The sequence below is a fragment of the Allobosea sp. Root483D1 genome (assembly GCF_001429505.1).
GTDB lineage: Bacteria > Pseudomonadota > Alphaproteobacteria > Rhizobiales > Beijerinckiaceae > Allobosea.
In genome coordinates, this window is the sequence record NZ_LMJW01000022.1 from 47237 (window position 1) to 60270 (window position 13034).

Genomic DNA, 13034 nt, shown 5'->3' on the forward strand with positions numbered 1-13034 from the left:
GGCAGCGCCGAAGCGCTCAGGGGTCGAGTCCGGCGAGTCTGCGCGTCAGCTCGGCCGAGGACATCGCCTTGGCGAGCGGGAAGGCCTGGCCGGCCCAGAGCAGGGTGAAATCGTCACGGCCCGCTGCCTCGGCGGCGCTGCGCAGCGGCCCCAGCGCCGTGCCGGCGGTGGGGAAGGCCGGGGCGAGCTCGGAGAGTGGTCCGAGCTCCGCCATCGCCCGGTTGACGATGCCGCGCGCCGGCCTGCCGGTGAACAGGTTGGTGATCGCAGTCGGACGCTCGCTCATGCCGAGCGCCCTGCGATAGATCGGCGAGATGCTGGCTTCGGGCGTGAACAGATAGGCGGTGCCGACCTGGACCGCCGCTGCACCGAGGGCGAAGGCAGCCTCCACCCCGCGCCGGTCGGTGACGCCGCCGGCGGCGATCACCGGGATGGAGACCGCGTCGACCACCTGCGGCACCAGCGCGAAGGTGCCGACCTGCTCGGAAATGCGGTCGTTGAGGAAGATGCCGCGATGGCCGCCGGCCTCGGCGCCCATGGCGATGACGGCATCGACGCCGTGCTCGGCCAGCCAGCGCGCCTCGGGCACAGTGGTGGCGGAGGCGATGACCTTGGCCCCGGTGCGCTTGACCCGCTCGAACAGCTCGGGCGCGGGCAGGCCGAAATGGAAGCTGACGACCTCCGGCCGGTACTCCTCCAGGACGGTCGCGAGGGTTGCGTCGAAGGGCGTGCGGCCGCTCGGCGTCTTCGGCATGTCCGGATCGAGCCCGGCTTCGGCATAGTAGCCGTCGAGGTGCTTCAGCCACGCCGCCTGGCGGGCCGGATCGTCCGCCGGCGGCGTATGGCAGAAGAAGTTGAGGTTGATCGGCCGGCGCGTGCCGGCGCGTACCTTGTCCAGCGCCGCCCTGAGGCCCGCCTCGTTGTATTGCGCGCCGGCCAGCGAGCCGAGGCCGCCGGCTTCGCTGACAGCGATCGCCATCTCCGGTGTCGACGCCAGGGCCATCGGCCCCTGGATGATCGGCAATTCGATGCCGAACAGGTCGAGCAGTCGCGCTTGTGCGGTGCTGGTCATGATCGTTCCTCGCGGGGGCGAATGGGGCTGCGGTGGCCAGTGTCCGCCGCAGCCCCGTGATTTCAAAGGCGAAGGTCAGCGCATCCGAAGTGCAGGATTGAGCGAGTCCTGGGTCCCGCTGACGGCGAGACTAGCTCGCCGCGCGCCGCTTGCGGTATTCCGGGACGGGCAGACCACCCCAGCCCCAATTGTCGAGCGCGACCTCCTCGATCACGACGAAGGTCGCCTCAACCGGCTTGTTGAGCACGTCGAGCAGGAGCTGGCTGGCGCCGGCAATGAGCCTCGCCTTCTCCTCAGACGTGACCGAGGAACGGCCCGGGCCGGAGCCCTCGCGGGTGACCTGGATGGTGACGATCGGCATGGAAACCTCCTGCTGGTCCGGTTGCGGGTCAGTGGCCGGCGCTCTGGCCGCCGTCGACGTGGAGGATCTCGCCGGTGACGAAACCGGCGTTTTCTAGGAAGAGCACGGCGTCGACGATGTCGCGGACCTCGCCCATCCGCTTGACCGGGTGCAGATTGGCCAGGAATTCATGCGTCTGCGGCGCGTGCATCGGCGTCTTGATGATGCCGGGGGAGACAGCGTTCACCCGGATGCCCTGGGTGGCGTATTCGATCGCCAGCGCCTTGGTCGCCGAGTTGATGCCGCCCTTGGTCAGGTTGGCGAGCACGGTCGGAACGCCCGCGACCGCATGGTCGGTCAGGCTGGTGGTGATGCTGACGATATGGCCGGAACCCTGCTTCAGCATGGCGGCCACGGCCTGCTGGGTGATGTGGAAGAAGCCGGCGAGATTGGTCGCGATCTTTCTCTGGAAATCCTCCGCCGTGTAGTCGGTGAAGGGCTTGGCGATGAAGATGCCGGCATTGTTGACCAGCGTGTCGACGCGTCCGAAGCGGGCAATCGCCTCGCGGACGACCGCCTCGGCGGTCGCCGGATCGGCGATGTCACCGGGGACCGCCAGAATGTCTGGGTCGCTGCCCTGCGTGATCGAGCGTGACGTCGCGACGATCCGGTAATTGCGGTCGCGGAAACCCTTGACCAGCGCAGCGCCAATGCCCTGCGAGGCGCCGGTGACGATGGCGACCTTCCGTTCGTTGCTCATGATGATCCTCGTTGCTTCGGCAGCGAGCGGATGTGCCGCTGCCCGGCCCAGGGCCTGATGACGAGGAATTTGGAGTGTTTCGCGCTGTGGCTGAATGCCTTCTGTTCGGCAGTCATTCCTCCGTAGCGCGGAAGAATGGGCAGTTCAGGAGCGCATCACGCCCGACTCGGCCGAGAGCCGTGCGAAGTCGGCGCGCAGGCGCGGCACGGCGAAGTCGAGGAAGGCCCGGACCTTGGGGACGTTCGAGCGGCCCTGCGGCATGATCAGGTTGACGGGCCGGCCCGGCGGCTCGGCATCTCGCAGCAGGAGCTCGAGCGAACCATCCTGCACGCGCTCGGCGACGTGGTAGGCGAACAGCCGCGTGACGCCGAGCCCGCCGACCGCAGCCCCCAATGCCGCCCTGACACTGTTGACGGTGAGCCGTGGCTTGAACTGGACGGAGCGGGACACGGAGCCGCCCTTCACGGGCGGGAAGACCCAGGCATCGCGCCCGAAATCGGTGCAGGCGATGATGTTGTGTCTGGCCAGGTCCCCCGGCTCGTCGATACGCGGGTGCTGATTGAGATAGCGCGGCGAGGCCACGATCACCGGCCGGACCTCGCCGCCGATGCGGATCGCCGTCATCGCCGAATCCGGCAGGTCGAGGATACGCAGGGCGATGTCGATGCCTTCCTCGACCAGGTTGGCACCACGCGAGAGCAGGACGAGGTTGACCGAGACGGCCGGAAACGCCTCGATGAAGGCATCGACGATCGGCCGCAGGATCTCCTCGCCGCTGATCGGCGGCGCCGTGATGGTCAAGGTGCCGCGCGGGGCGGCTTGCTCGCTGGCGCCGACCGCGTCGAGCTCCTGCAGGTCGGCGAGGACGCGGCGGCAGGCCGCGGCATAGCGCTCGCCGGTCTCGCTCAGCCGGATCGAGCGGGTCGTACGGTGCAACAAGGGAGCACCGGCTTGCTGTTCGAGGAAGGCGACAGCCCGGCTCACCGCTGCCGGAGAGCGGCCGAGCAGGCGTCCCGCCCCGGCGAGGCTACCCTCGTCCAGTGCGGCGATGAACACTTTCATCGCGTCGATGCGATCCATGATGCCCCCGAGCCTCGGGCCTTAAGCTCGGTCAAACCGGCAGGCTGTCAAGCGCACGCGGCGCCGGTCCAGGCCGTGCCGTATCAGGCCGGCTTGTGCGGCAGAGCGAGGCCGTAGCGCTCGTCGGCGGGCTGCTCCTCGGCCTTGCGCAGCCTAGTCTCGCTGAGTTCGTCGGCGGCTTCCAGGATCGGATAGGCGATCGAGGTGATGTGGCCGTGGATGCGCTTCAGGTCGCGCAGCACGTCGAGATGGATCGACGAGGTCTCGAGCGACTCGGTCACGCCGCTGCGCAGGCGCTCGTAATGCTTCTCGGTCGCCATGCGTTCGGCGACGCGCATCGCGCTCTTCTCGTCGAAGAGCTGGCGGGCAAGGGTGATGTCGCGCGAGGCGAGCACGTTGAGCGAAAGCTGCAGGCTGTGGCTGACCCGCGTGTGGAAGTCGCGGATCTCGGCGAGACCTTCCTCGGAGAAGCGGTAGCGCTTGCGGATCTTTTTCTCCGCGAGCTCCCGCAGGTTCTTGTCGATGATGTCGCCGATATGCTCGAGATTGGTGGTCGCCGTGATGATCTCGAACAGGCGCCGGCTGTCCTCCTCGCAGAGCGGACGGCGCGAGAGCTGGACGAGATAGAGCTTGATCGCCTCGTGGATCGTATCGACGCCGTCATCGGCCGCGGCGATCTCGCGCGAGAGCGCGAGCTTGTCCTGCTCCAGCAGGATCAGCAGGTCCTTCAGCATGGCGCTGACGCGGTCGCCCAGATGCAGCGTCTCGCGCATCGCGCTGGCAAGGGCTTCCGGCGGGCTGTCGAGCAGGCTGGGGTCGAGATAGAGCGGCCGCGTGCGCTGCTCCGTCTCGGGCGCAGCCGGGGTCAGGCGCGTGATCAGCGCGGCGATCGGGCCGGTGAAGGGCAGGAAGGCGAGGGCGCCGACGATGTTCAGCGCCAGATGGATTTCGACCGCGAGACGCGCGGGATTCGGCGACAGCTGTGAGAACCACCCTGCCAGCGGCTTGGCGAACGGGATGACGACGAGCGCGATGATGATGCGCGTCAAGAGGTTGGCGAGCGCGACGCGGCGCTGCGCGACCGGCGCGCCGAGCTGGTCGATCACCGGGACCAGCGCGTTGCCGAGATTGGCGCCGACGATCAGGATCAGCGCGGTCGGGGCCGGGAACAGCCCGCCGGCCCAGAACGAGGCAATCAGCAGGACGATGGCGAGGCTGGAATGGGTCAGCCAGGTCGCCGCGACCGTGATCGCGATGGCGAGGAGGGGCTCGCTGGCCAGGGCCTCGAACGCCATGCGGAAGACCGGCGACTGCGCCAGCGGTGCCGAGGCGGTCTTGAGCTCGGCGAGCGAGAGCAGGATCAGCCCGATGCCGACGATCAGGCGGCCGATATTGCGGGCCCGGTTCATCGCCTCGTTGGCGAGATAGAGCGTCACGCCGACGGCAAGGCACGCCCCCCAGATCCAGCCGAGCTCGAACGAGACCAGGAAGGCGGCGAGCGCAGTGCCGACATTCGCGCCGAGCAGCACGGCAAAGGCCATGGGCAGGCCGATCAGCGCCTGGCCGGCAAAGGAGGAGAGCAGCAGCGTCGTCGCCGTCGAGCTCTGCAGGATCAGCGTTACGACTGCCCCGCTCGCCATGGCCGAGACGCGATTGCCGGTGAAGCGCGCGATCGCCTGCCGCAGCGACGATCCGAAGGCCCGCGTCGCGCCCGTCCGTACCAGCCTGACCGCCCAGATCAGCAGCGCCACCGAACCGGCGAGGTGGATCAGGATGGCGGTGGTGCTCTCGGCGGCGTTCATCGTGGGGAGGGCGCTCCTTCAGCGGGAATCGGAGGAATGAAGCGGCGGATTATGCCGTCAAATTCATTAGCCGTCTTATAAAATCTGCGGCGGAAATGGTCTACTTCTCTCGTATGCGCTCCAGAATGGAAAACGGTCGTCGCACGCTCAAAAGCGCAATAGCCAGCGGCCGTGGCGATCCACGGCAACGCTGGCGAAGCCGTCTTGGTAGCTGGTCAGTGTGGAAGAATTGAGGTCAGGGCCTGCGCCGCAGCGACGACTACCCAGCCGGAGCAGGCTTCGGCTGGGATTTGCTCGAAAGCGCCGCGCGCTCGGCCGCCATCGCCGTGATCAGGCGCGGATACGCCTCCTGCATCGCCGCGCGGAAGGCCTCGAACGGCATCTCGTCATGGTCGCCGCGGTCGAGCACATAGTCCATGTGCTGGCGGCCTGCCGCGTCGAAGGGCTGGAAGATCGAATCCGCGCTGCCGTCGAAGTCGAGCGGTTCGACGCCGAAGCGAGCGCAGAAGGCAAGGTCGAAGGCCGGCGTCGCCTTGACCCAGCGGCCGTCGAGGAAGAGCAGCGTATAGGCGTGCCAGCGGAAGACGTCGCTGCCCATCAATTCGAGGATGCGCGGCGATGCCAGGTGGTTGCGCACATCGGCGAAACCGACGCGGGCCGGAATGCCGGCGGCGCGGGCGGCCGCGGCGAGCGTCACCGCCTTGGGCACGCAGAACGAGCCCTTCGCTTCCAGGCAGCGCGAGGCGACGAAGATGTCGCGCTCGATCCCGAAATAGCGGAGGTCGTAGGGGATGGCGTCGCGGACGGCGTAGTAGAGCCGCACCGCGCGATAGCGGTCCGGGCCGGTGCCGGCATGCGCTTCGACGAAAGCGCGGATCACCGGCGCGTTGGCGTCGATGAAGGGCGTGGCCTGCAGCGCCCCGGCGAGCCTGTCGTCGCTCATCGCACCCTCCCGTTCATGCCCTGCCACGCGGATGCTGCAGCCGCCAGGCGATCTGCGGCAGGCGGTCGGCGCCGAAGAAGCTCTCGCCATCCAGTGTCACGAAGGGCACGCCGATCAGGTTCGCGGCGCAGGCTTCGTCTATTGTCTCGCCGAGGCGCTGGCGGCCCTCGCTGCCGTCGATCATGGCGCGGATCGCCTCGGGCGTCTCACCCGCCAGGCAGGGCAGGGCGGCGAGCACGGCCGGGTCGGCGATATTCTCAGCCCTGGCAAAGAAGGCCTCGAAGATCTCGCTCGCCAGTCGCAGCCCATCCTGCGGCCGTGTCGCGGTCCAGGCATGATAGAGCCGGCCGGCAAGATGGGCCGAGATCTGCAGCGGCTCAGGAATACGAAACGGCAGGCCGAAGAATTCGGCCGAGCGGGTCACGTCCTCGAGGAAGTAGCGCCGCCGCGCCGGCGTCTCCAGCGGGTTGACGACGCCCTGCTGCTTGAACACAGCCCAGAGCAGGATCGGCCGGAGCTCCAGCGCCCGGCCATGCTCCTCGGCCAACCGCGCCAACGGGCCGAGCGCGAAATAGGAATAGGGCGAGGCGAAATCGAGATAAAAGCGAAGCGGTCCCGGCATGGCCATCAGAACCTGAAGACGCCGTAGCCGGGCTCGCCGAGCGGGGCGTTGAGCGAGGCCGAGATCGCCACGCCGAGCGCGTTGCGGGTGTCGAGCGGGTCGATGATGCCGTCGTCCCAGAGTTCCGAGGTCGAGTAATAGGCCGAGAGCTGCTCCTGATAGGCTTTTCGCGTCTCGTCCCAGAGCTTGTCGATCTCGCCTTTGTCGACTGCGCCGCCATTGCGCTTCATCTGGTTGGCCTTGACCTCGGCCAGCGTGTTCGCCGCCTGGTCGCCGCCCATCACGCCGATCTGGTGGTTCGGCCAGGAGAACAGGAAGCGCCCGTCGAAGGCGCGCCCGCACATGCCGTAATTGCCAGCGCCGAACGAGCCGTTGCACATCACGGTGAACTTCGGCACCCGCGAGCAGCTCTGCGCCATGATCATCTTGGCGCCGTCCTTGGTGATGCCGCGGCGCTCATATTCGCGCCCGACCATGTAGCCGGTGATGTTCTGCAGGAAGACCAGCGGCGTGTTGTTCTGGTTGCAGAGTTCTATGAAATGGGCGCCCTTGATCGACGAGTCGTTGAAGAGCACGCCGTTATTGGCGAGGATTCCGACCTTGAAGCCCCAGATATTGGCGAAGCCGCAGACCAAAGTTGTGCCATAGGCCGGCTTGTATTCGTGGAAGCGGCTGCCATCGACGATGCGGGCGATGATCTCGCGCATGTCGAAGGCTTTCTTGATGTCGTCGGGCACGATCCCGTAGATCTCGGCGGGATCGTAGAACGGCTCCTCCGGCGCCTCGCGCTGCGCCTCCCAGCGCGGCAGCCGGTCCCATTGCGAGACGATGTCGCGGCCGATCTCGATGGCGTGCTCCTCGCTGTCGGCGGGGTAGTCGCAGGTCCCGGAGACGCTGGTATGCATCTCGGCGCCGCCGAGCTCCTCGACCGTGACGTCCTCGCCCGTCGCCGCCTTCACCAAGGGCGGCCCGCCGAGGAAGACCGCGCCGGTGCCGCGCACGATGACGCTGTAGTCGGAGAGGCCGGGGATATAGGCGCCGCCCGCTGTGCAATGTCCGAAGACCAAGGCGAGCTGCTTCACGCCCATCTTCGATAGCATCGACTGGTTGCGGAAGATCCGCCCGCCCATGTAGCGATCCGGAAACAGCTCCGACTGGAGCTGCAGGAAGCCGCCGGCGGAATCGCAGAGATGTACGACCGGCAGCCGGTTCTCCATGGCGATATCGAGGGCGCGGACGATCTTCTTGACCGTCAGCGGATACCAGGCGCCGCCCTTCACGGTCGGATCGTCGGCGCGGATCATGACCTCGCGGCCGGAGACCATGCCGATGCCGACGATCGAGCTGGCCGAGGGCGATTCCCCGCCATAGGCCATGTTGCCCGCGAGCGAGGACAGCTCGAGGAAGGGCGTGCCGGGGTCGAGCAGCATCTCGATGCGCTTGCGCTGCGGCATCTTCTGCTGGCGGGCAAGGCGTTCGAGGTCGCGCTGCGGCCGGCTGTGGCGCGCCGCCTCCTGCTTCGCCCTGAATTCGGCGACGAGGCGGCGGTTATGAGCCTCGTTGCGGCGGAAATCGGCGGAAGCGGTGTTGATCGAAGATTGCAGTCTGGACATCGGGTCAGCCTTCCGCCGGAGCCGCGAGACGGGCGAGCACGGCGTCCTTGTCGAAGCCCTCGCCTTCTCGCGCCGCGATCTCGGCGATCTCGCCGTCACGCGGCGCATCGAGCTTCATCTGAAGCTTCATGCTTTCGATCGTGACGATGGTCTCGCCGCGCTGGACGCTGTCGCCGACGCGCTTGTGAACCACGATCACGGTGCCCGGCATTGGCGCGCGCACAACGTTGGCACCGCCGCCGGCGGCGGAGGCGTCCGCCGCCGCATCGCGCCGGCGCAGCGCGAAGCTGCGTCCACCCAACCGGACGATGACGCCATCGGCGCTGCCGGCGCGGGCGAAGGCGACGGGTTCGCCGTCGAGCGTCAGCGCGCGGCTGCCGTCGCCGGCTTCGTCGAGGCCTTCGACGACATGCCGGCGACCATCGATCGAGAGCACGAGATGCGGGCGGCGCGCCAGGATGGTGACGTTATGCACTGTGCCGTCGAGATCGAGCTTGAGGACCATGCTCAGTTCCTCCAGTGCCCGATCGAGGCATGCGGTTCGGGCACGCCGAGGACGAGGTCGCGGAAGTCGCGCAGGCCGAGTGCCGCGGCGATCAGCACGGTGTCGCGTGTCGCTTCATCAGGTTCTGCGGCGGTGAGTTCGGCCTTGTGCTGGACGACGAAGCCGGTGTGCAATTCGCCGGCGGCGAAGGCAGGGTGGCCGAGTACCCGGGCGAGATAGTCGATATTGGTCTTGATCCCGAGCAGCGCGAGCTCGTGCAGCGCCGCAATGGCGCGCTCTGTCGCCACGGCGCGATCCGGCCCATGGACGACGAGCTTGGCCAGCATCGGATCGAAATCGGCGGTGACGCGCTGGCCGCGATCGAGCGCATTCTCGAAACGCAGATGGGGAGCCTGCGGCACGCCAACATGCAGGATCGTGCCGGTCTCGGGCAGGAAGTCGCGCTCGGGATCCTCGGCGCAGATCCGGCATTCGATCGCGTGGCCATTTGCGACGATGGCATCCTGCGTGAACGGCAGGTCGCACCCAGCGGCGATCTCGATCTGCAGGCGCACCAGGTCGAGCCCGGTGATCATCTCGGTGACGGGATGCTCGACCTGCAGGCGGGTGTTCATCTCCAGGAAGAAGAAGCGGCCATCGGCGCCGAGGATGTACTCGACCGTCCCGGCATTGCGGTAGTTCGAGGCGGCCGCGAGCCTCACCGCAGAGGCGCAGATCTCGTCGCGCAGCGCTGGCGGCAGGTTGGCAGTCGGCGCCTCCTCGATGATCTTCTGGAAGCGGCGCTGCACCGAGCATTCGCGCTCGAACAGGTGGATGGCGCTGCCCTTGCCGTCGCCGAAGACCTGCACCTCGATATGGCGGGGGCGCTCGACGAAGAGCTCGGCATAGACGCGCCCGTCGCCGAAATAGCGCTGCGCTTCGCTCGCGGCGAGGCGCGCCGCGCCCTCCAGTTCCTCGGCCGAGCGCACGATGCTCATGCCCTTGCCGCCGCCGCCCGCCGCCGCCTTGATCAGCAGCGGAAAGCCAATCTCGATGGCCCGGCGGGTGAAATCGGCAAGGTCCTCGGTCGGCATCACCGAAGGCGCGACCGGGACGCCGTGATCGGCCGCGAACTGGCGCGCCGAGATCTTGTCGCCCATCAGCGCGATGGTGTCGGCATCCGGACCGATGAAGGTGAGGCCGGCCTCTGCCACGGCACGGGCGAAGCGCGCATTCTCGGAGAGGAAGCCATAGCCGGGATGGATCGCATCGGCCCCGACGGCGCAGGCGGCGTCGACGATCTGGGCGATGTCGAGATGGGCGGCGACCGGCATCTCGCCTGAAATCTCGATTGCCTGATCCGCCTCGCGCACATGCCGGGCGCGGGCCTCGACCGGGTGATGGATCGCGACCGAGGCGATGCCCATCTCGCGCAAGGTCCGGATGATGCGGCAGGCGATTTCGCCGCGATTGGCGATCAGGACCTTGCGGAACGGTGCTGGCGCGCTCGGAGAGGCCGACATCAAGCGTTGTCCGTTTTGGCGAAGGAATGGAGGGCACCACCCGCTGCGAGCCAGGAAGCAGGCACCGGCACCGGCAGGCTCATCAGCACCTGCGCCATCGCCTTGCCCTGCGGGTCATGGCGTAGCGAGGCGATGCCGCCGCCGCCGAGCGCGCGGTGCATGACGAGGTTAAAGCCGCCGAGGCCCGGCCAGTCGAAGCGTTCGACCTTGCCCGCGACATGGTGGGCGAAGTGCCGGCCGACCGCCTCCGGCGTCAGCGCCCGGCGCAGCCAGGGCAGGAAGGCGGCATCGCGCGCGATCACGCCGATATTGGCGATGTCGCCCTTGTCGCCGCTGCGGCCGAAGGCGAGGGCGACGAGCGGCACCTCGGCCGTCTCGCCGGTCGCGATATCCGGGACGTCCGCGGTGACAGGCGAGGGCGCATTCACCGCCGCTGCGGGGATATGTGCTGGCACCGGCAGTTTCGTCTCGCCGAGGCTGACGGTAGGCTGCAATTCGGCCTTGTCGATCAGGAAGGAGAACAGCCTGATCACCGGCTGCGGCTCGGGCCGGCCGCCGGCAAAGCCGGTCAGGCTCTGGGCCATCGCGGTCGCGGCCGGATAGATCTCGCGGGCGAAGATCTGCAGGGCCTCCTTGGAAGGGTGGCGCACGCCGATCTTGAGCACGACCTCGCGCGTCGCCCGCGTCCGGCTCTGGGCGCCATAGCTCGCCTCGGCGCCGAGCGTCTCGATCGAGCTTTCAGCGAAGTCGGGAAGACCGGCCTCGCGGATCAATCGGCCGCAGCGGGCGAGAACCGCCTTCGCGACCGCTTCGGCCCGCTCGGCCGCGTCGTCGCCGACGATCATCATCGTCGTCGCGCAGCGATAGCCGTCGGGATAGGTGGCGCTGACCTTGTAACTGTTCGACGGAGCCCGCCCGCGCACGCCGGAAACCCGGACGCGATCGCGGCCGGTGGCTTCCAGCTTCACCTGCGACCAATCGCAAGCGACATCCGGCAGCATATAGGCGGCGGGGTCGCCGACCTCGTAGACGATCTGCTCGGCGATGGTCGCCGGGCTGACGCGCCCGCCGGTTCCCTCCGGCTTGCCGACCTCGAAGCTGCCGTCGGCCCGGCAATCGGCGACGGGGAAGCCCATATCGGCCCAGTCGCCGGCGACGTCGCGCCAGTCGGTGACGATGCCGCCGGTCGCCTGCGCGCCGCATTCGAGGATGTGGCCGGCGAGGCTCCCGGCCGAGAGCCGGTCATAGTCCTGAGGGGACCAGCCGAATTCATGGATCAGCGGGCCGAGGACCACGGCCGAGTCGACGCAGCGCCCGGTCACCACGACATCGGTGCCGGCCGCGAGCGCCGCCGCGATCGGGAAGGCGCCGAGATAGGCGTTGATGCTGGCGATCCTGTCGGGGAAGGGCGCGCCGGAGAACATCTCGCTGACACCCGCTGCACGCAGGCGCTCGGCCTCGCCCGAGAGGTCGTCGCCGGTGACGATCGCGACCTTGAGGTCGACGCCGACCTCGTTGAAGGCGGCGAGCAGCGCGTCGCGGCAGGCTTCCGGATTGACCCCGCCGGCATTGGTGACGACGCGGATGCGCTTCTCCGCGATCTCGCGGGCGAGCGGCTTCATTACCAGCGAGACGAAGTCGGTGGCATAGCCGAGCGCCGGGTTCTTCGCCTTCATCCGGGCGAGGATCGACATGGTGATCTCGGCGAGATAGTCGAGCACGAGATAGTCGATGCCGCCGCGTTGGACGAGCTGGCGCGGCCCCTCCGGGCTGTCTCCCCAGAAGCCGGCGCCGCAGCCGATGCGGATGCTCTCGCGCATGGCGTTCACCGCCCGGTCCAGGCCGGCGGACGCTTCTCGGCGAAGGCGGCGAAGCCCTCGCGCGCGTCTTCGGTTCGGGCCATGTTCGCCAGCATGAACTGGGCGTATTCGAGCGCCGTATCGGTCGACATCTCGCGGATCTTGGCGAGGCTCTGCTTGCCCAGGCGAATGCCGGTCGGCGATTTGTCGACGAGGCGGCCGACCAGCCATGCCGTCTTGGCGTCGAGCTCATCAGCCGGCACGGCGTAGTTGACGATCGCGCCAGCTTCCGGATCGCCCGCCTTGATGGTCTCGCCGGTGAGGCAGAGTTCCATCAGTCGGCGATAGGGCAGGACCCGCATCAGATAGGGCAGGATCATCATCGGGAAGAGCCCGACCTTGACCTCGGTGACGCCAAGCAGGGCGTCGTCGCGCGCCACCACCAGATCGCAGGCGCAGATCAGGCCAAAGCCGCCGGCGAGCGCATGGCCGTTGACCCGCGCCACCAGCGGCAGCCGGCAGGCATCCATCCGGCGCAGCAGGCCGGCGACGTAATGGCGGGGATCGGCAGCCTCGATGGTGAAAGGCGTTCCGTCCGCATTCGGCTTGAGGTCGCCGCCGGCGCAGAAGGCCTTGTCGCCGGCTCCGGTCAGGATGATGGCGCGAACCTCAGGGACGGCTTCGGCCGCATCGAGCGCGGCCACGATTCCCGCGGCAACCGCCTCGTTCAGGGCGTTGCGGCGGTTCTCGCGATTGATCGTGACGACCAGCGCCGCGCCCTCGCGTCGGGTGATGACCTCTTCGCTCACGGATTCCATCCCTGCGCGGCTCGCTGAGGGAGCCTTTGTGCAGTAAATGATTTCAATTCATTTGCTGTGTCAATAGGTGTGAAGCGGTGAGAAGGTGCCGGATAGCACGCAAATGGATTGTTCGATTTTGCCGCATAGGCTCACGTTGACAGTCGTTGCCGCCGCTGATGAAATACGCTCAATAAGA

Annotated in this window: 12 protein-coding genes; all 12 read right to left on the reverse strand. The window is 67.9% G+C overall.

Features of this window, described 5'->3' with window-relative positions; translation table 11 throughout:
• Positions 1–16: 16 nt before the first annotated feature.
• The 12 genes from ASE66_RS23060 to ASE66_RS23115 all read right to left on the reverse strand — a co-directional run bounded on the left by ASE66_RS23060 (position 17) and on the right by ASE66_RS23115 (position 12847).
• Entirely contained in the window at positions 17–1072 is a 1056-nt protein-coding gene (locus ASE66_RS23060; RefSeq protein WP_057192112.1) for an NAD(P)H-dependent flavin oxidoreductase, read from the reverse strand.
• A gap of 130 nt (positions 1073–1202) precedes the next feature.
• Positions 1203–1433: a tautomerase family protein gene (locus ASE66_RS23065; protein ID WP_057192113.1), complete on the reverse strand. Its 231-nt coding sequence runs from the start codon at positions 1431–1433 to the stop codon at positions 1203–1205.
• Between the two features lie 28 nt (positions 1434–1461).
• The gene (locus ASE66_RS23070; protein WP_057192114.1) at positions 1462–2172 is read right to left on the reverse strand and encodes an SDR family NAD(P)-dependent oxidoreductase; all 711 of its coding nucleotides are present in this window, start codon (positions 2170–2172) and stop codon (positions 1462–1464) included.
• Between the two features lie 144 nt (positions 2173–2316).
• On the reverse strand, positions 2317–3252 hold the full coding sequence (locus tag ASE66_RS23075) for a LysR family transcriptional regulator (RefSeq protein ID WP_057192115.1): 936 nt from the start codon (positions 3250–3252) through the stop codon (positions 2317–2319).
• Between the two features lie 83 nt (positions 3253–3335).
• Positions 3336–5054: a Na/Pi cotransporter family protein gene (locus ASE66_RS23080; protein ID WP_057192116.1), complete on the reverse strand. Its 1719-nt coding sequence runs from the start codon at positions 5052–5054 to the stop codon at positions 3336–3338.
• A 259-nt stretch (positions 5055–5313) separates the two neighbouring features.
• On the reverse strand, positions 5314–5997 hold the full coding sequence (locus tag ASE66_RS23085; RefSeq protein WP_082613678.1) for a transglutaminase domain-containing protein: 684 nt from the start codon (positions 5995–5997) through the stop codon (positions 5314–5316).
• A gap of 13 nt (positions 5998–6010) precedes the next feature.
• Complete coding sequence (locus ASE66_RS23090; protein ID WP_162262527.1) at positions 6011–6619, reverse strand: 2-hydroxychromene-2-carboxylate isomerase; 609 nt, start codon at positions 6617–6619, stop codon at positions 6011–6013.
• Positions 6620–6624: 5 nt separating this feature from the next.
• Complete coding sequence (locus ASE66_RS23095) at positions 6625–8232, reverse strand: acyl-CoA carboxylase subunit beta (RefSeq protein ID WP_057192118.1); 1608 nt, start codon at positions 8230–8232, stop codon at positions 6625–6627.
• A gap of 4 nt (positions 8233–8236) precedes the next feature.
• Entirely contained in the window at positions 8237–8737 is a 501-nt protein-coding gene (locus ASE66_RS23100; protein ID WP_057192119.1) for a biotin/lipoyl-containing protein, read from the reverse strand.
• 2 nt (positions 8738–8739) lie between these two features.
• The gene (locus tag ASE66_RS23105) at positions 8740–10239 is read right to left on the reverse strand and encodes an acetyl/propionyl/methylcrotonyl-CoA carboxylase subunit alpha (RefSeq protein WP_057192120.1); all 1500 of its coding nucleotides are present in this window, start codon (positions 10237–10239) and stop codon (positions 8740–8742) included.
• A complete protein-coding gene (locus ASE66_RS23110; RefSeq protein ID WP_057193293.1) occupies positions 10239–12059 on the reverse strand; it encodes an acyclic terpene utilization AtuA family protein in 1821 nt (606 codons plus the stop codon). The genes ASE66_RS23105 and ASE66_RS23110 overlap by 1 nt, the downstream gene beginning before the upstream one ends.
• Before the next feature lie 5 nt (positions 12060–12064).
• Entirely contained in the window at positions 12065–12847 is a 783-nt protein-coding gene (locus ASE66_RS23115) for an enoyl-CoA hydratase-related protein (RefSeq protein ID WP_244495036.1), read from the reverse strand.
• Positions 12848–13034 lie beyond the last annotated feature (187 nt).